This is a genomic window from Dyella sp. CR10 (assembly GCF_055814425.1).
On sequence record NZ_CP185986.1, the window covers coordinates 3496361 to 3512057 of the forward strand.

16 protein-coding genes are annotated in these 15697 nt (G+C 67.6%); 8 read left to right on the forward strand and 8 right to left on the reverse strand.

The genetic code is table 11. The features are described from left to right. Nucleotides 1-96: 96 nt before the first annotated feature. The gene (locus ACNR9O_RS15800; protein ID WP_473687151.1) at nt 97-729 is read right to left on the reverse strand and encodes an arylesterase; all 633 of its coding nucleotides are present in this window, start codon (nt 727-729) and stop codon (nt 97-99) included. Between ACNR9O_RS15800 and ACNR9O_RS15805 the strand changes: the two genes are divergently transcribed. The 4 genes from ACNR9O_RS15805 to ACNR9O_RS15820 all read left to right on the forward strand — a co-directional run bounded on the left by ACNR9O_RS15805 (nt 728) and on the right by ACNR9O_RS15820 (nt 5731). Then, on the forward strand, nt 728-1432 hold the full coding sequence (locus ACNR9O_RS15805; protein ID WP_473687149.1) for an ABC transporter ATP-binding protein: 705 nt from the start codon (nt 728-730) through the stop codon (nt 1430-1432). The genes ACNR9O_RS15800 and ACNR9O_RS15805 overlap by 2 nt on opposite strands. Further along, complete coding sequence (locus tag ACNR9O_RS15810) at nt 1429-3909, forward strand: ABC transporter permease (protein WP_473687147.1); 2481 nt, start codon at nt 1429-1431, stop codon at nt 3907-3909. Before ACNR9O_RS15805 ends, ACNR9O_RS15810 begins: the two co-directional genes overlap by 4 nt. Nucleotides 3910-3986: 77 nt before the next feature. Next, on the forward strand, nt 3987-4619 hold the full coding sequence (locus ACNR9O_RS15815; RefSeq protein WP_473687145.1) for a glutathione S-transferase family protein: 633 nt from the start codon (nt 3987-3989) through the stop codon (nt 4617-4619). Beyond that, nucleotides 4616-5731, forward strand: a complete 1116-nt coding sequence (locus tag ACNR9O_RS15820) for an SLC13 family permease (RefSeq protein ID WP_473687143.1) — start codon at nt 4616-4618, stop codon at nt 5729-5731. Before ACNR9O_RS15815 ends, ACNR9O_RS15820 begins: the two co-directional genes overlap by 4 nt. On the opposite strand, the gene ACNR9O_RS15825 is transcribed toward ACNR9O_RS15820, so the two are convergent. The 6 genes from ACNR9O_RS15825 to ACNR9O_RS15850 form a co-directional block, all read right to left on the reverse strand. Beyond that, the gene (locus tag ACNR9O_RS15825) at nt 5732-6505 is read right to left on the reverse strand and encodes a DUF4097 family beta strand repeat-containing protein (RefSeq protein ID WP_473687141.1); all 774 of its coding nucleotides are present in this window, start codon (nt 6503-6505) and stop codon (nt 5732-5734) included. It lies immediately after the preceding gene. 425 nt (nt 6506-6930) lie between these two features. Beyond that, nucleotides 6931-7746, reverse strand: a complete 816-nt coding sequence (gene mazG / locus ACNR9O_RS15830) for a nucleoside triphosphate pyrophosphohydrolase (RefSeq protein WP_473687139.1) — start codon at nt 7744-7746, stop codon at nt 6931-6933. Continuing rightward, nucleotides 7739-8566: a 3'(2'),5'-bisphosphate nucleotidase CysQ gene (gene cysQ, locus ACNR9O_RS15835; RefSeq protein WP_473687137.1), complete on the reverse strand. Its 828-nt coding sequence runs from the start codon at nt 8564-8566 to the stop codon at nt 7739-7741. The genes mazG and cysQ overlap by 8 nt, the downstream gene beginning before the upstream one ends. Continuing rightward, nucleotides 8563-9120: an ADP compounds hydrolase NudE gene (gene nudE, locus ACNR9O_RS15840; protein ID WP_473687135.1), complete on the reverse strand. Its 558-nt coding sequence runs from the start codon at nt 9118-9120 to the stop codon at nt 8563-8565. Before nudE ends, cysQ begins: the two co-directional genes overlap by 4 nt. 9 nt (nt 9121-9129) lie before the next feature. Continuing rightward, nucleotides 9130-9918, reverse strand: a complete 789-nt coding sequence (locus ACNR9O_RS15845; RefSeq protein WP_473687133.1) for an inositol monophosphatase family protein — start codon at nt 9916-9918, stop codon at nt 9130-9132. Continuing rightward, entirely contained in the window at nt 9915-10694 is a 780-nt protein-coding gene (locus ACNR9O_RS15850) for a type II secretion system protein N (RefSeq protein ID WP_473687131.1), read from the reverse strand. Before ACNR9O_RS15850 ends, ACNR9O_RS15845 begins: the two co-directional genes overlap by 4 nt. 64 nt (nt 10695-10758) lie before the next feature. Between ACNR9O_RS15850 and ACNR9O_RS15855 the strand changes: the two genes are divergently transcribed. After that, a complete protein-coding gene (locus ACNR9O_RS15855; RefSeq protein WP_473687129.1) occupies nt 10759-12126 on the forward strand; it encodes an adenosylmethionine--8-amino-7-oxononanoate transaminase in 1368 nt (455 codons plus the stop codon). 124 nt (nt 12127-12250) lie between these two features. On the opposite strand, the gene ACNR9O_RS15860 is transcribed toward ACNR9O_RS15855, so the two are convergent. Beyond that, entirely contained in the window at nt 12251-12616 is a 366-nt protein-coding gene (locus ACNR9O_RS15860) for a hypothetical protein (RefSeq protein ID WP_473687127.1), read from the reverse strand. A gap of 226 nt (nt 12617-12842) precedes the next feature. On the opposite strand from ACNR9O_RS15860, the gene ACNR9O_RS15865 reads away from it, so the two are divergent. From ACNR9O_RS15865 to ACNR9O_RS15875, 3 genes are all read left to right on the forward strand, one after another. Then, a complete protein-coding gene (locus ACNR9O_RS15865) occupies nt 12843-13580 on the forward strand; it encodes a 16S rRNA (uracil(1498)-N(3))-methyltransferase (RefSeq protein ID WP_473700797.1) in 738 nt (245 codons plus the stop codon). 89 nt (nt 13581-13669) lie between these two features. Continuing rightward, nucleotides 13670-14224 (forward strand): hypothetical protein, encoded by a 555-nt coding sequence (locus ACNR9O_RS15870; protein ID WP_473687123.1) that lies wholly within the window; start codon nt 13670-13672, stop codon nt 14222-14224. 11 nt (nt 14225-14235) lie between these two features. Beyond that, on the forward strand, nt 14236-15261 hold the full coding sequence (locus tag ACNR9O_RS15875; protein WP_473687121.1) for an XVIPCD domain-containing protein: 1026 nt from the start codon (nt 14236-14238) through the stop codon (nt 15259-15261). Nucleotides 15262-15697: the final 436 nt, after the last annotated feature.

Here is a 15697-nt window from a genome sequence, read left to right on the forward strand (position 1 = left end):
GCACTTCACATAAGTGAAAGCTAACTTCGCCCGTGGTGAGCAGGGTGTGAAACGTTTTCGGGATCGTTCAGCGGAAGCCTCAAAAGACCTACGGGATCACTTTTTGGAGGTGGCGGGGCCAAGCAAGGGATGCAGGCCGCTCCACACATTCTCCAACACCTTGGGCTCGCCCGCCGCCTTCGGATGCAGGCCATCATCCTGCATCAGCGCCGGGTCCAGGGCCACGCCGTCCAGCAGGAACGGCACCAGGCCGGCACGCTTCTCCCTGGCCAGGTCCGCGTAGACCGCGCGCAGGCCGTCGCGGTACTGCGGGCCATAGTTCACCGGCAGCTCGATGCCCAGCAGCAGCACCTTGGCCCCGGCCTTCTGCGCGGCATCGATCATGACCGCCAGGTTCTCGCGCAGGGCCGCCAGCGGCAGGCCGCGCAAGCCATCATTGGCGCCCAGTTCCAGCACCACCACGCCCGGGCGATATTTTTCCAGCAGCGCCGGCAGCCGGTTGCGGCCGCTCAGCGAGGTTTCGCCGCTGATGCTGGCATTGATCGCCGTCCAGGCCGGCTCCATGTCGCTCAGACGTACTTCCAGCAGATGCACCCATCCCTGGGCGGTCGCAATGTTGTGCGCAGCCGAGAGGGAATCCCCCAGCACCAAGACGGTCTTCGTGGGTGCCGCCACCGCGGCGCCCGCCCAGCCCAGCCACAGCAGCACCAGCCAAAGGATCCGACGCATGACCGCTATTTCCCGTCCGCTTCTCGAGGCCCGCGATGTTAGCAAGTCGGTGCGCGGCCCCGAGGGACAGCTGGACATCCTGCGCGGCGTCAGTCTCCAGGTGCAGGCCGGCGAGAGCTTCGCCATCGTCGGCGCCTCCGGTTCGGGCAAGACCACCCTGCTGGGCCTGCTGGCCGGCCTGGACGTGCCGTCCGGGGGCCACGTCGCGCTGGACGGCCACGCGCTGGAAAGCCTGGACGAAGAAGCCCGCGCGGACCTGCGCCGGCGCCTGGTCGGCTTCGTCTTCCAGTCCTTCCACCTGCTGCCGGCGCTCACCGCCGAGGAAAACGTGATGCTGCCGCTGGAGCTGGAAGGGCGCGACGATGCGCGCGGCCGCGCCCGCGAGGCCCTGGAGGCGGTCGGCCTGGGCGCGCGGCGGCGGCATTACCCGGCGCAGCTGTCCGGCGGCGAACAGCAGCGCGTGGCGATCGCCCGCGCGTTCGTGCACGGCCCGCGCCTGCTCTTCGCGGACGAGCCCACCGGCAACCTGGACCAGCGCACCGGCCACCACGTCAGCGACCTCTTGTTCGCACTGAACCACGACCACCGCACCACCCTGGTGCTGGTCACCCACGACCCGCTGCTGGCCGAACGCTGCCAGCGCCGGGTGGAACTGCACGAAGGCCGCGTGATCGCGCGCGGCCCCGCGGAGCTCACCGCATGAGGCTGCTGCGCCTCGCCTTGCGCAGCCTGCGGCGCGAATGGCATCTGCCCGAACTGCGCACCCTGGCTGCGTCCCTCACCCTGGCCGTGGTCGCGCTGGGCGTGGTCGCCACGCTGGCCACCCGCATCGAGCGCGGCATGCTCGCCAACGCCGCGGAGCTGATCGGCGGCGACTTGGGCATCGGTTCGCCGCAGAAGCTTGCCGATGACTACGCCACTCGGGCGCGCGAGCGTGGCCTGGCGGTGTCGCGCGGCGCGGGCTTCCCCAGTGTCGCCTTCGCTCACGAACAGAGCCAGCTGCTCGACGTGCAGGCGGTGGACGCGGCCTACCCGCTGCGCGGCAAGCTGGAACTGCGCAACGCGCAAGGCGATGTCATCGGCCACGGCCCGACGGCGGGCGAGGTCTACCTGGACCACCGCGCCATGGTCGCGCTCAGCCTCAAGGCGGGCGACCACGTGCAGGTCGGCGGCCGCGACCTGCGCATCGGCGCCGAACTGGTGCGCCAGCCGGATGGCGGCGAACTGTTCGCCCTCGCCCCGCGCGCGCTGATGAACCTGGGCGATGCCGAACAGGCTGGCCTGCTTGGCACCGGCAGCCGCGCGCGCCATCGCCTGCTGGTCGCCGGCGAACCCGCGGAAGTCGCCGCATGGCGCCGCTGGGCACAGGCACAGAAGCTGCCGCAGGGGGCCGAGCTGATCACGCCCGAGCAGACCCAGGAACGCATGCGCACCGCCTTCGACCGCGCCAGCGCCTTCCTGCGCCTCACTGCCCTGCTCTCCGCGCTGCTGGCCGGCGTGGCCATCGCGCTGGCGGCGCAGCGTTACGCGCGGCGCAAGACCAACGAAGTCGCCCTGCTGCGCGCCCTGGGCACGCCTCGCCGGCGGGTGCTCGGCTTGTTGCTGGGCACGCTGGCCGCCCTGGCGATACCCGCCTCGCTGCTAGGCATCGTGCTGGCGCTGGGCATCGCGCAGGCTGCCTGGAGCTTCGCCAGCACGCTGTTCACCAGCGTGCCGGTGGCGTTGCCGTTGATGCCCGCCTTCGCCGCCGCCGCGATGGGCGTAGCGGTACTGGCCGGCTTCGCCCTGCCGCCGCTGGCGCGCCTGGCCGAAGTGCCGCCGGTGGCGGTGTTCCGCGAGAGCATGGCGCGCCGTGTGCGTCGCTTCGATGCGCTGTACCTGATCCCGGTGGCGGTAGCGCTGTTGCTGATCTGGAGCCAGAGCGGTTCGGCGCGCATGGCCGGCATCCTGGCCGTGAGCCTGGTCGGCGTGGCCGCTGTGGCCGCCTTGCTCGCGGCCCTGCTGCTGTGGGTAGCGCGTCGCGTCGCGCCCGGGGCACACCCGGCACTGCGCCTGGGGCTGGCCGCGCTCGCGCGCCGGCGCGGCATGAGCCTGCTGCAGGCCACCGCGCTCAGCCTGGGGCTGGTCGCGCTGTTGCTGCTGGCCATCGTCGCGCCCGCGCTGCTGGAAGGCTGGCGGCGCGAGCTGCCGGCCGACACGCCCAACTGGTTCGTGCTCAACCTGCAGGATGATCAGCGCGCCAGCTTCGAACAGGCGCTCGGCGGCCTCCGCGCGCAGCAGCTCAACATGCTGCCGCTGGCGGTAGGCAAGCTCACCGCGATCAACGGCCGCCCGATCGACCAGTTGCCGTTCAAGGACGAACGCGCCAAAGACTGGGCCGACCGCCAGCTGCGCCTGTCGTGGACGCAGGAACTGCCACCGTCCAACCAGGTCGTTGCCGGCCAGTGGACGGGTCCGAATCCGCCCGTGCCGGAAATCTCGGTCGACACCATGTGGCGCGACATGTTCGCGCTGAAGATCGGCGACACCATGAGCTTCAACATCGGCGAAGGTACGATCGATGCGCGCGTGGCCAGCGTGCGTCAGGTCGACTGGAGCTCGTTCCGGGTGAACTTCTTCCTGCTGCTGGATCCGGCGCACGCGAAGGACCTGCCGCACACCTGGATCGCCAGCTTCTACGTACCGCGCGGCAACGCCGAAGCGATGGCGCGGTTGTCGCGCGATTTCGGCAACCTCAGCCTGATCGACGTCGACGCGCTGCTCGACCGCGTGCGCGACATCGTCGACCGCGTCAGCCATGCCGTACGCTGGGTGCTGGCCTTCAGCCTGCTCGCCGGCGCGCTGGTGCTGGCGGCGGCGCTGGCTGCCAGTGCCGCCGAACGCCGGCACGAAGCCGCGCTGCTGCGCACGCTCGGCGCCCGCCGCGGTCAGCTGCGCCTGGCGGCGGCCTGCGAATTCGCCCTGCTCGGCCTGGTCGCCGGACTCACCGCCGCCTTCGGCGCGGCCGGCACTGGCTGGTGGATGGGACGCTCGGTGTTCCATATCGAGCATTTCGTGCCGCCCATGGGTCCGCTGCTGCTGGCGGCGCTGGGCGCAGCCGTCGTGGTGATGCTGCTGGGCCTGGCCGGTACGCGCAAAGTCACGCGTACGTCACCGATGCGATTGTTGCGCGAAGGCTGACGCGATTCGACAGCGACGATGCAACCTGTACCGTCGCTGCCGCTAAGATCGCGGCATCGTCATCCCGCGGACTGCGCATGTACACCCTCTACTACTCTCCTGGCACGGCCAGCATGGTCGTTCACCTGGCCCTGCTGGAAATCGGCGCGCCGTACCGGCTGGAACTGGTCGATTTCGACAGCGATGCGCAGCATTCGCCCGAATATCTGAAACTCAATCCCGGCGGCACCGTGCCCGTCGTCGTCATCGACGGCGAGCCGCGCTTCGAATCCGGTGCCCTGCTGATGGTGCTGGCCGAGCGCCATCCCGAAGCCGGGCTGATCCCGCCCCCGGGCACGCGCGAACGCGAGCTGTGGCAGCAATGGGTGGTGTACCTGAGCAATACCCTGATGTCGGCCTATCGCCTGTGGTTCTATCCCCGCGAGCTGGGCTACGAAACGCATACGCCGGAGATCCGCGCCGCCATCCAGCACCGCATCGAAGGCATCTGGGATCGCCTGGACGCGCATCTGTCCGCACACGGCCCTTACCTGCTCGGCGAGCGCTTCAGCGGCGCCGACCTGATGCTCACCATGCTGCTGCGCTGGTCGCGCAACATGCCGCGTCCGGCCACCGACTGGCCCGCGCTGAAGCGCCTGGCCGACCTCGTGCGTGCGCGGCCGAGCTGGAAGAAGCTCTACGAACTGGAAGGCCTTACCGAGTGGCAATGAGCAAACCCTTGCGCCAGCACCTGAAGGACGAATGGCTGCTGCTCGCCTTCGCCCTGCTCGCGCTGGTGCTGGCGCTGGCCGATCCGCACCCGGGAAGCGACTACCAGCGCTGGCTGCAGCTGCCCACGCTGGCCGGTCTGCTCGGCTTGATGATCGCGATCCAGGGCATCCGCGACAGCGGGCTGGTGCAACACCTGGCCGGCCTGCTGGTGGCACGGGCGCATTCGCAGCGCACCCTGGGCTTGTTGCTGGTGAGCATCACGGCGGTGCTGTCGATGGTGCTCACCAATGATGTGAGCCTGTTTTTGATCGTGCCGCTCACCGTCGCCGCGGGCGGGATCTCCAACCTGCCGGTGCTGCGTCTGGTGATCCTCGAAGCGCTGGCGGTGAACGCCGGTTCCACGCTCAGCCCGATCGGCAATCCGCAGAACCTGCTGGTGTGGCAGTACCTGCACCTGCCTTTCCTGCAGTTCGTCCGCGCCATGCTGCCCACGGCCGCCACCATGTTCGCCCTGGTTGCGCTGCTGACGTGGTGCTGGCTGCCGCGCGGACGCGTGGAGCTGCGCGCCGAGCAAGTCGATGGACACGCCGTCTCCGCCACGCAGGCCGTGCTGTCGATCGTCGCGCTGGCGATGATGGTGCTGATGATGGAGCACGGTCACGCCGAGATCGGCGCGCTGTTGCTGCTGGTCTCCTTCGCCGTGTTCGACTGGCGCCTGCTGGCGCAGCTGGACTGGCTGCTGCTGGCCACCTTCGCGGCGATCTTCGTCGGCCTGGGCCACTTCGCCGAGCTCGCATGGGTCAACCGGATGATGGACGCGGTGAGCCTCGATCATCCGCTGCATCTCTACGCCAGCGGCATCCTCGCCTCGCAGGTCATCAGCAACGTGCCGGCCACCGTCCTGCTGCTGGGCCGCGCGCCCGATGCGATGGCCTTGGCGGTGGCGGTGAATGTCGGCGGCTTCGGCGTGGCGATCGGTTCGCTGGCGAACCTGATCGCCTTGCGCCTGGCGAAACAGCCGCAGGGACTGCGGCTGTTTCATCGCGTGTCGATTCCGTTCCTGCTGGTGTGCGCGCCGCTGGTCTATCTGGTCACGCGCTGGCTGAGCTGATCAATCGTCATCGCGGTCGCGCGGCACGTTGACCTTGCCGCGCACGCCGGAGTGGTTCACGTCGCCGCTGCCCTTGGCGCCCAACGACAGGTCGCCGGCCACATCGCGCACCGTCAGGTCGCCCGAGCCCAGCGTATCGGCACGCACACTGCCGCCGACGCGCGTCACTGCCACGTCGCCCGAGCCGATGCTGCCCACGCGCACGTTGCCCTTGATGTCCGCGCCCTTGAAGTCGCCCGAACCGACCGCGCCTACGTCCACGCTGCCGACATTGCTCGCATCGACATCGCCCGAACCGATGCTGGCCGTTAGCGGGCCGTCGATGTTCTTGACGTGCAGGTCGCCGGAACCGACGTGCGCATCAAGCTGCTTCATGCCGTCCACCCAGCCTTCGCCCGAGCCGACGTTCAAGGCGACGGGCATCGATGGCGGCAGTTTCAGGTCGATCTTCAGTTCCGTGTAAGTGCGGCCGAAGCCCCAATGCGAGCGGTCGCGCCCCGCCTGGACGATCAGCGTGTCGCCCTCGCGGCGTTGCGTGACCACCAGGTCATCCAGCAGCTCCTGGCTGGAGGCGCAGGCCTGGCCAGTCAGCTCACCCACGCGCACGCCGCTGTCACCACGCAGGTGCAGGTCGTAGCTGCGCAGGTCGATCTGTACCGAGCGCACGCCATTGAGATCCAGCTGGAGATTGCGCGGGGCCTTGAACTTGCAGTCGTCGCCGGCGTGGGCGGCGAGAGGCAGCAACAGCAGGCCGGCAAGGAAGAGGTGACGCATCGGTATGGCTCCTGAGGGAAGTTCGGCGATGGGATGCGCCGGCACGCCAAAAGGTTGCAAGCCGCCCCGCGCAGGTCAACCGCCACAAGGCAGGGGCGTTGTCCAGACCCGACACCCGTCATGACCCGCCCCCTCTTTGCGCCGGCCGGCAACCGCATAACCACAACGACAACGCAAGAACCGCTGTTTGCCCAGCGATGGAACTTGAGGCGCGAGGACCCCAGACCTCGCGCCTCTCTCTTGTGGGGGCTAGTGGAGTCCTTCTCCCCTCCGGGGAGAAGGTGGCGGCAGCCGGATGAGGGGCGGGTGCTGGAGAAGGCGGTTCTACAGAGCGAGGCGCGCCTAAAAGAAAGCCCCTGCTTCTACGCTCCGTAGGCCCCCTCACCCCAGCCCTCTCCCCGGAGGGGAGAGGGGGTTAGAGGGCGCTACGACGTGAGCGTCTCGTCGCCCTTCACGCGCTGCCAGAGCGCCTCCTGTGCCTCCAGTCCACGCTCGGCCAACGGCATGCCTTCCTCGCGCGCGACGGCTTCCATCGCGCGGAAGCGCCGTTCGAACTTCGCGTTCGCATGCCGCAGCGCCTGGGAGAAATCCACCTCGGCATGGCGTGCCAGGTTGACCAGCACGAACAGCACGTCGCCGATCTCGTCCTGCAGGCGCGCCTTGTCGGCGCCCGCGGCGAACTCCGCACGCACTTCCTCGATCTCTTCCGCCAGCTTGTCCAGCACCGGCTGTTCGTCCGGCCAGTCGAAGCCGACTTTGGCCGCGCGCTGCTGCAGCTTCAGCGCACGCTTCCACTCCGGCAGGCCGCGCGATACGCCAGCCAGCGCGCTGTCGTCATGCGTTTCGCCCTTGGCGGCGCGCTCCTCGGCCTTGATCGCCTCCCACGCTTCGGTCTGCGCCTCGACATCGTCGTAGCTGACATCGTCGAACACATGCGGATGGCGGCGGATCATCTTGTCGCTGATCGCATGCGCCACGTCGCTGAAATCGAACAGCCCCTGTTCCTTCGCCATCTGCGCGTGGAACACCACCTGCAACAACAGATCACCCAGCTCGTCGCGCAGGTCGTGCCAATCCTTGCGGTCGATCGCGTCGGCCACTTCGTAGGCTTCCTCGATCGTGTACGGTGCGATGGTGGCGAAGTCCTGCTGCAAGTCCCACGGGCAACCGCCCTGCGGATCGCGCAGGCGGCTCATGATGGCTAGCAGGTCGTCGAGGCTGTGGCGCCTGGTGTCAGTCATGCGGTTCCACCTCGGCGTCGCGCAGGCGCGCGGCCCAGTCGATCGAACGATCGCCCACGGCGATGAATTCGGGGTTGATCAGGGAATCCTTGCGGTTGTAGCGCAGCGGGCGACCGGCCAGGTCCAGCACCAAGCCGCCGGCTTCCTCCACCACGCATTGCGCGGCGGCGGTATCCCACTCGCTGGTGGCGCCGCGGCGCAGATAGACGTCCGCATCGCCGCGCGCGACCAGGCAGAACTTCAGCGACGAACCCATCGGCATCTCGACGAAATCCTCGCCCACCAGATCGCGCAACAACGCGATGCCATGCCCGCCATGCGAACGGCTGCCCGCCACCACCGGCGGCTCGGCGACGCCGCGCGTGGCGATGCGCTGCCATGGCGCATCCGCCGCCATCTGACGCCACGCGCCACTGCCACGCTCGGCGGCGTACAGATCGCCCGTCACCGGCGCCAGCACCACGCCGAGCATCGCCTCATGGCCGTCGATCAGCGCGATGTTCACGGTGAACTCGCCATTGCGCTTGACGAACTCGCGCGTGCCGTCGAGCGGATCGACCAGCCAATAGCGCGTCCACGCCTGGCGCTGCGGCCACGGCGCGATGCGCGCTTCCTCGGACAGCACCGGCAGCTTGTCTGCCAGTCGTTGCAACCCCGCCATGATCACGCGCTGCGCGGCGAGATCCGCCTCGGTCACCGGCGAGTGATCCGCCTTGCGCTGCACTTCGAATTCCTGCGCGTAGACCACCAGGATCGCGTCGGCCGCCTCGCGCGCGATCGCGGCCACCTGCTCGAGCAATGCAGAGGCCGGCTGGCTCATGCCGGTTTGAACCGACCGGCCAGATACTCGCGGGCCATGAACAGCGCGGCGATCGAACGACCTTCGGTCACATCGTCGCGGGCGATCAGCTCGTGCAGCTCGGCGAGCTTCCACGGCACCACTTCGAGTTCTTCCGGCTCATCGCCTTCCAGGCGTTCCTCGTACAGATCCTGCGCCAGCACGATGTGCGCCATGTGCGTCATGTATGACGGCGACAGCGACAGGTTGTGCAGGATCTTGAGCTTGCGCGCGCCGTAGCCGATTTCTTCTTTCAGCTCGCGGTCCGCGCCCTGCTCGGCCGTCTCGTCCTGGTCCAGGCGCCCCTTGGGCAGGCTCAGTTCATAGCGGCCGACGCCGGCGCCGTATTCGCGCACCAGCAGCACGGTGTCGTCGTCGAGCATCGGCACGATGATCACCGCGCCCAGGCCGCTGCCTTTCAGGCGCTCGTAGGTGCGGCGCTCGCCGTTGGAGAACTCCAGGTCGAGCTGCTCCACGTGCAGGAAATGGCTGTCGTGCACGTCGCGGGTGGCATGGATGATCGGTGGTTTGCGCATCGGTGGATGTTAGCTCCGTAGGGCGGCGCGGAATCGCGCCAGTGCCTGCGCGTGCAAGGCGGGCGTGCCCGCCAGCACGCTGCGCGTGTCCAGGGTGAGCGGCTGGCCGTCCAGATCGGTGAACACGCCGCCGGCTTCGCGCACGATCACCGCCAGCGCCGCCACGTCCAGGATGTTCACGTCCGACTCGATCACCAGATCCAGGCCGCCGCGCGCCAGCAGGTGGTAATGGCAGAAATCGCCGTAGCCGCGGATGCGGTTGCTGTCGCGGATCAGCGCGCCGAGTTCGGCCCAGCGCGCGTCGCGCGTCAATGTCTTTACATTGCCGGTGGAAATCGAGGCCTGCGCCATCGCTTCGGTGCCGGCCACGCGCACACGTTCGCCGTCGAACCACGTGCCGCCGCCGGCGCTGGCCCACAGCGTTTCGCCGTAGACCGGTGCACTGGATACGCCCAGCACCAGCTCGCCCTTGTGCATCAGCGCGATCTGGGTGGAAAAGAACGGCGTGCGCCGCACGAAGCTTTTGGTGCCGTCCAGCGGATCGACCAGCCACATCAGCTCGCGCGCGTGGTCGTCCAGGCCGAACTCTTCGCCGTAGATGGCCGCCTCGGGCAGCGCTTTCTCCAGGATCGCGCGGATCGCCAGCTCGGCTTCGCGATCGGCCACCGTCACCGGCGTATCGTCGCTCTTGATCTCCACATCCACGCCGCGTCGCCAGTAATGGCGGATCACCTCCCCTGCCGCCTCGGCGGCTTCGCGCGCCGCGGACAGCGCCCGCGCCAGATCGGGTGCGCTCATCGATTCCCCTTGCCCATGATCGCGGCCAGTCCGCCGCTGCGTTGCAGATGCATGCTGCCGTCGGCCGCGAACCGGCCGAAGTTGGCCAGCCAGTCGCGCAGCGCCGGATCGGGCTCGCGCGGCCTGGCCTTGATGTCGTACTTCCAGCCCAGCGGGCTCAGCGCCAGATGGCCGGCCAGTTGCAGCGGGCCGTTGCCGTCGTCTTCCACGGTGGCATTGACCACCCCGCCGGCGCCATTGGCGCGCAACTGCAGGTTGCCGAAGGCCAGACCGCGCTCGACGCCCGCCAGGCGCGCATCGCTCCATTGCGCGGCGGCATCCAGTTCCAGCGGCCAGCGCCCCTGCATCACCACGCGAGCGCCGTCGATGACCAGCCGGCCTTCCACCGGCTGCGCCGCCGGTGCGACGCGGGCGGACAGCGCCGCCAGGTCGCCGTCCACGCGCACGCCGCTCCATTCGTCGCGCTTGGCGTCCAGCTTGTGCATGTGGCCGCTGAGATGGCCCCAGTCGCCCTGCAGGTTCACGTCCAGCCGGGTCTCGCCCAGCAGGGCGCGGCGCGAGAGCTGCCAGTCGAGCTGGCCCAGATCCGCGCCTTTCTCGGTGAGCACCCGCCCGGCATGGCCGTCCCACAGGGTGCCGCTGAGCCCTTCCAGCCGCAGCCCATGCAGGCGCGCCTCCAGCTGCGGGCGCACCCAGGCCGCCGGCAGGTACGCCACCAGCCAGGCCAGGGCGGAAACCAGCAACAGGAACAGCAGGATGGTGCGCAGCCGGATCAAAACGGGAGACTCCAACGGACAGGCGGGCTTGAGACAGCCGGCGCCGAGGTCCGATCATACCCGGATGAGTCCGAACGAAAGCCGCAATCGCACCCTCGCCGCGCGCGACCTCCGCCACCTCTGGCACCCCTGCACCCAGATGCACGACCACGCCGGCACCGTGCCGCTGCTGCCCATCGTCCGCGGCGAAGGCCCGTGGCTGGTGGACGCCGACGGCCGCCGCTACCTGGACGGCATCAGCTCCTGGTGGACCAACCTGTTCGGCCACGCCAACCCGCGCATCGGCGCGGCGCTCAAGGACCAGCTCGATACGCTGGAGCATGTGATCTTCGCCGGCTTCACCCATGAGCCCGCCATCGAGCTGGCCGAACGCCTCACGGCGATCACCCCGGCCGGGCTGGATCGCGTGTTCCTGGCCGATAACGGCTCCGCCGCGATCGAAGTGGCGCTGAAGATGAGCTTCCACTACTGGCTCAACCAGGGCCACGGCGAGAAGACCCGCTTTATCGCGCTCACCGGCAGCTACCACGGCGAGACCCTGGGCGCGCTGTCGGTCAGCGACGTGGCGCTGTACCGCAAGACGTATGCGCCACTGCTGCTCACCCCGATCCTGGCACCCTCGGCCGACACCTACGAAGCCGAGCCGGGCGAATCGCCCGAAGCCGTCGCCACGCGCCGCCTGGGCGAACTGCGTGCGCTGCTGGAGCAGCACGCGCACGAAACCTGCGCCGTCATCGTGGAACCACTGGTGCAATGCGCCGGCGGCATGCGCATGTACCACCCCAGCTACCTCACCGGCCTGCGCGCGCTGTGCGATGCGTTCGGCGTGCACTTCATCGCCGACGAGATCGCCGTGGGCTTCGGCCGCACCGGCACGCTGTTCGCCTGCGAACAAGCCGGCGTCGCGCCGGATTTCATGTGTCTCTCCAAAGGCCTCACCGGGGGCTTTCTGCCGCTGTCGGCCGTGCTCACCACCACGCCCGTGTACGAGGCCTTCTACGCCGAATACCACGCCGGCAAGGCGTTCCTGCATTCGCACAGCTACACCGGCAACCCGCTGGCCTGCCGTGCGGCGCTGGCGACGCTGGACATCTTCCGCGACGAACCGGTGCTGGCGCGCAACCAGGTGTTGGCGGCGCATCTGGCCAAGCGCCTGGCGCCGCTGCGCGATCATCCGCACGTCGCCGACGTCCGCCAGACCGGCATGATCGCCGCGGTGGAGCTGGTGCGCGACAAGGCCACGCGCGCGGCGTATCCGTCAGAAGAACGCCGCGGCCTGCGCGTGTATCTGCATGGACTGGAGCACGGCGCGCTGCTGCGGCCGCTTGGGAATGTCGTCTATTTCATGCCGCCGTACGTGGTGACCACGGACGAGCTGGATCAGCTGGTGGACGTGGCGATCGCGGGCATCGAGCGCGCTATCGCCGACTGAAAAAGCGCCCGGGTTCTCCCTGGCGCTTTCCAGACTCGTCATTCCATTCCGGCACAGGCCTGGCCAGCAACGACCACGCGCCCCCCGTCACTAGAACATCCAGGACGTCGGCATACGCACCGCCTCAATGCCCGCTCACACTCGGATCCAGCTTCCGCAACGCCGGCCCTAGCTGTCGCTCGCCGGTGCGGTCGATGTCTTCCTTGTTGTAGGCGCGCCCAGGCATGGGGATGCATTTGCCGTCCTTCGGCGGGATATGGCTGCCGGTCTGACGCAGGCAGTTGTGATCGTTGACCGGCCGCTGCGCCGACTTGGCGCTCGAACTGGCCGCCGGCGGCGTGTACGGCATGGTTTCCAAGCCCTCGACGCGACGGGTGCGCGCATCCTGCGTGGGCGGCGGTGTCTGTGGCGGGGTGTTCTGCGCCGCGATGGCCGCACTGGCCAGGGCGCCCACCAGCACGGTGGCGAACAGGATCGGTGACTTCGACATGGTTTCGGCCCTCATGCAGCCGTGGGTAACGACGATGCTGCGCCTGCCGGCGACCAACGGCAACCGCCGGTTGCGCGGCGCCTCGCCACGGTTCAGCTCAGCCGAGACGGGCGACGCGCGCCTGACGGAAATCCTCGCTGCGCCGCCCGCCAGCGGATGCGGCAAGCAGCCCGCGCCCCGCTTCGCTATCCTCCCCGCTCGTTTCCCGCTTCGTCAGCTGCACGCCATGCGCACCATCCGCATCTACGTCGACCAGCCTCTCGCCCTCGGCGCCGAATTCTCCCTGCCCGCCCAGGCCGGCGAACACGTCGCCCGCGTCCTGCGCATGAGCGCCGGCGATCCGCTGGTACTGTTCAACGGCGACGGGTGCGACTACGCCACCACCATCACCAGCGTCGGCAAACGCGACGTGAGCGTGCGCATCGACGCCAGCGAGCGCGTCCACAACGAATCGCCACTGCGCCTCACCCTCGCCCAAGGCATCGCCCGCGGCGAGAAGATGGACCTGATCGTGCAGAAGGCCACCGAGCTGGGCGTCGCACGCATCGTGCCGCTGCATACCGAACGCTCTGAAGTGAAGCTCGATGCATCGCGCGCGGAAAAGCGCCTCGCGCATTGGCGCGCCGTGGCGCAGAGCGCTTGCGAACAGAGCGGCCGCGCGTTCGTGCCGGAGATCGTGCCGGCGTTGCCGCTGAAAGCCTGGCTGCGCGATCTGCCGGCCGACGATGGCGCGTTGCGGTTGGCGTTATTGCCGGAGGGGACGGTGCAGGCGCGGGCGCTGGTGTTTCCGGCGAGTGGCGGCGTGCTGGTGGTGGGGCCGGAGGGTGGGTTGGGTGAGCGCGATATAACGGCGTTGGAAGCGGCGGCATTTCGCGGCCTGCGGCTGGGGCCGCGCATCTTGCGCACCGAGACGGCCGGACTGGCGGCATTGGCGGCGCTGCAGGCACTGCATGGCGATATTTGAGACATAACTGAGTTCTCGCCTGGCTCAACAACCCAAGCCCGCCCTCCTGATAAGCTCTCGCCAACGATTAAGCCGATAGGACATCGGGCATGAAGCGAACACTGCAATGGGCCGTGCTATGGACAGCCACGATCATCGGATCAGCCTTGCACGCATCACCCGCCACTGCATCTCAACCGTCCAACCTTCTCGTCAGCGCACCGTTCGCGCTGGACAAGGCTGGCGCTACGGCGCGCATCGACTTTCAGGTGAGCCCCGCACAGGTGCAAGGCAAGCGCCGCCTGATGATCGCTCTGGACTTTCCGCAGACCGAGCACGGCCAGATCGAAGATGCCATTCAACAGAATGATTTCCCGGTAGAGGTGGAGGTCTTTCTGGTGAGCAACGGCAAGTCCATCGCCGTGCCGACGCAAGACAATCAGGCCATTCTCCATTCCGCCCCCGGCGGGCAGGAGAGCACGAAGATCGCCCATCTGCATCTGTACGGCACCAACGGCGCGATTGCCAATGTGCTGATAACCGGCTTTCGCCCGAGCAGATCCGGCCACTACTACGCCCAAGTGAAGACAGTAGTGGATCTTCCGATCTTCGCGGGTGTGCACACGACTTTGAAGGTGGCACCGTTCTACAACACCGGTGAGTGAAGGAGCACTCGATGTCCGATCCGCAGAAATACTCGGTCACGATCTATGTGGCAGCACCGGGCACACCTCTGGCCAAGGAGGAGCCAGGAGCGACATCCACGCCAGGGCACATGTTCTATGCGATCAACGATGGCGTAGGAAAGCCGCAGAGTTTCGGCTTCGCACCCATCGAGCACGGCAGCATCGACGGCCCAGGCTTTATCTCGCGCGATGACGTGGAGAACTACAAGGACCCTCTGTACTCGCGCACCATGGAAATTTCCAAGGAGCAATACGAGAAGCTGAAGGAGTTCGGCGAGCGCCCGCAACAACATGGGTTCGATCTCAAGTACAAGGACGTGCGTAACAACTGCGTCGACTTCACCTGGGCCGGGCTCAATCACGCCGGCATCCAGCGCCAGAATCACATTGAGATTTCCGCACATAGCATCAGTACCACCACCGCCGGTCCAAGCATACGTATCCCCCTGCCGAGCCACAGTGATGGCAAGAGCGCTTTCCGACCAGCGCAGAACGTGGATGACGTAAAGAGCATCCAAGACCCGATACCCGGCAGCCAGCTCAATAAAGAACACGCCAATCCGATGCCGCATCGCAGGCCGCTGCAGTGGATGCTCAGTGATAGAGGGATGGATGACCCCAATCATCCAGGGTATGACATGTACAGGCAGGCCTATGCCGGCGTGGCCAAGCTCAACGCGCAGCACAACGTCGCGCCATCCGAGCGAGACAAGGATTTTGCCGCAGCGCTGGCCGTGCAGGCCAAGGCGCAGGGGTTGGACAGGATCGATCATGTACTGTTGAGCCCCGACGGCAGCAAGTCCTTTGCCGTGCAGGGAAATCTCAAAGGGGCCGGCATGGATCGGCAGATAGCAGGGGTGCTCACTGTAGAGGCCATCCATACATCCGCCCAGCAGAGCGCTCTTGCGTGGGATCAGGCAGCCGAGCAGGGACGGCAGGCGCAGGCTCAAGCCCAGCAGCATGGCGTGACGCAAAGCCAAGCGCAGCAGCAAGGGCCTGCGATGAAGCTTTCATAGTGCTGTGTTGACTATGGCGTGCTTGGCACGAGATTGTTCCGCCCATAGCCAGGCACCGCACAGGCTGGCGCGATAATGCGATTCCCGCGTCAGTCTTTGAACCATGCGACAGGCCAGCGGCCCCCGGCCCTCATAGGCGGCGGGATTTTCAAGTACGTCATTCGAGTGGATGGATGCGCCGAGCGGTAGCTACTCAATGCGGGCGGGATGCCAAAAAAGCCTGCCAGGTTGTGAAGCAAACTGGGTGGGAACAGTTTGCCGAATCGCCCAGCCTGGGGGCCGTGCCGATATCCGAATCGATGTAATCGATATAAGCCCCTTCCTTACAGCTCGCACATTGAGCCTCCACGCATCTATCAGCGATCCCTGACAGATTTCTTCGCCACGCTTCGCTAGCGTTGCTTTGTCGTTCGCGGTTTTCGCGACGACCACGGCC

Bases quoted from the DNA above. Each gene is read 5' to 3' on its own strand.
- ACNR9O_RS15805 (WP_473687149.1), top strand. From the start codon at position 728: ATGACCGCTATTTCCCGTCCGCTTCTCGAGGCCCGCGATGTTAGCAAG.
- ACNR9O_RS15800 (WP_473687151.1), bottom strand. From the start codon at position 729: ATGCGTCGGATCCTTTGGCTGGTGCTGCTGTGGCTGGGCTGGGCGGGC.
- ACNR9O_RS15810 (WP_473687147.1), top strand. From the start codon at position 1,429: ATGAGGCTGCTGCGCCTCGCCTTGCGCAGCCTGCGGCGCGAATGGCAT.
- ACNR9O_RS15815 (WP_473687145.1), top strand. From the start codon at position 3,987: ATGTACACCCTCTACTACTCTCCTGGCACGGCCAGCATGGTCGTTCAC.
- ACNR9O_RS15820 (WP_473687143.1), top strand. From the start codon at position 4,616: ATGAGCAAACCCTTGCGCCAGCACCTGAAGGACGAATGGCTGCTGCTC.
- ACNR9O_RS15825 (WP_473687141.1), bottom strand. From the start codon at position 6,505: ATGCGTCACCTCTTCCTTGCCGGCCTGCTGTTGCTGCCTCTCGCCGCC.
- mazG (WP_473687139.1), bottom strand. From the start codon at position 7,746: ATGACTGACACCAGGCGCCACAGCCTCGACGACCTGCTAGCCATCATG.
- cysQ (WP_473687137.1), bottom strand. From the start codon at position 8,566: ATGAGCCAGCCGGCCTCTGCATTGCTCGAGCAGGTGGCCGCGATCGCG.
- nudE (WP_473687135.1), bottom strand. From the start codon at position 9,120: ATGCGCAAACCACCGATCATCCATGCCACCCGCGACGTGCACGACAGC.
- ACNR9O_RS15845 (WP_473687133.1), bottom strand. From the start codon at position 9,918: ATGAGCGCACCCGATCTGGCGCGGGCGCTGTCCGCGGCGCGCGAAGCC.
- ACNR9O_RS15855 (WP_473687129.1), top strand. From the start codon at position 10,759: ATGAGTCCGAACGAAAGCCGCAATCGCACCCTCGCCGCGCGCGACCTC.
- ACNR9O_RS15860 (WP_473687127.1), bottom strand. From the start codon at position 12,616: ATGTCGAAGTCACCGATCCTGTTCGCCACCGTGCTGGTGGGCGCCCTG.
- ACNR9O_RS15865 (WP_473700797.1), top strand. From the start codon at position 12,843: ATGCGCACCATCCGCATCTACGTCGACCAGCCTCTCGCCCTCGGCGCC.
- ACNR9O_RS15870 (WP_473687123.1), top strand. From the start codon at position 13,670: ATGAAGCGAACACTGCAATGGGCCGTGCTATGGACAGCCACGATCATC.
- ACNR9O_RS15875 (WP_473687121.1), top strand. From the start codon at position 14,236: ATGTCCGATCCGCAGAAATACTCGGTCACGATCTATGTGGCAGCACCG.